Consider the following 360-nt stretch of genomic DNA (forward strand, 5'->3'; position numbering starts at 1 on the left):
GAATCCGCCACGATCCTCGCGGGGCTTGAAGCCACCCTCACGACGGTCTCCACCCTGGAATCCGCCACGATCCTCGCGGGGCTTGAAGCCACCCTCACGGCGGTCATCGCCGCCACGGAATCCACCGCGGTCTTCACGGGGCTTGAAGCCACCGCGGTCTTCGCGCGGCTTGAAGCCACCTTCGCGACGGTCATCGCCGCCACGGAATCCACCGCGGTCTTCGCGCGGCTTGAAACCACCTTCGCGGCGGTCATCGCCGCCACGGAATCCACCGCGGTCTTCACGGGGCTTGAAGCCACCGCGGTCTTCGCGGGGCTTGAAGCCACCTTCGCGACGGTCATCGCCACCACGGAATCCACC

Annotated in this window: 1 protein-coding gene; it reads left to right on the top strand. The window is 67.5% G+C overall.

Translation table 11 applies throughout. The annotated features are described in order from the left end of the window. Nucleotides 1–360: hypothetical protein (locus ACIPVK_RS21835; RefSeq protein ID WP_407614077.1), on the top strand; the 360-nt coding region annotated here is incomplete at both ends.

It is taken from the genome of Paeniglutamicibacter sp. MACA_103 (assembly GCF_045798555.1).
GTDB lineage: Bacteria > Actinomycetota > Actinomycetes > Actinomycetales > Micrococcaceae > Paeniglutamicibacter.